The sequence below is a fragment of the Vibrio sp. 1401 genome (genome assembly GCF_033340295.1).
The window spans coordinates 1-509 of sequence record NZ_JAWOWF010000876.1; the positions used below are offsets into that span (position 1 = coordinate 1).

A 509-nucleotide genomic window follows, 5' to 3' on the forward strand; every position below is an offset into this window, starting at 1 on the left:
CCAATGACAAGTAAGGAACAGTGAAATGAATACAGGGTTTACTGCTATTATCGCCGATGATGAGCCGTTATTGCGGCATCATCTCGACAAAAGCCTCGCGGAAGTGTGGCCGGAGTTGGACATCGTTGCCAAGGTAGCTGATGGCGAACAAGCCTTGCTCGCCATTGAGCAAAGCCAACCTGATATTGCCTTTCTCGATATTCGTATGCCCGTGTTAGATGGCATGAGTTTGGCGCAAAAACTCAATCGTTTGGCCAACCCGCCTTTGATCGTGTTTGTTACTGCTTATGATGACTATGCCATTAAAGCGTTTGAGCAAAATGCGGCAGATTACCTGCTCAAACCCATTTCCGACGCTCGTTTGCAGACGACCTGTGAACGAGTCAAAGCTCGACTCAGCCAACGAGGAAGCGACAACAGCCATGTTCAGATGAATAGTTTGTTGGAACAACTGCAACAGTTGTCTGCGCCTCAAACACCGCAATACTTACAGTGGATTAAAGCCACGC

The 509-nt window shown here is 48.1% G+C and carries 1 protein-coding gene; it reads left to right on the forward strand.

Going from position 1 to position 509, the window contains the following annotated elements:
- Positions 1-25: 25 nt before the first annotated feature.
- On the forward strand, positions 26-509 hold a 484-nt coding region (locus R7Z77_RS28655; RefSeq protein ID WP_318137473.1), incomplete at its 3' end, for a response regulator.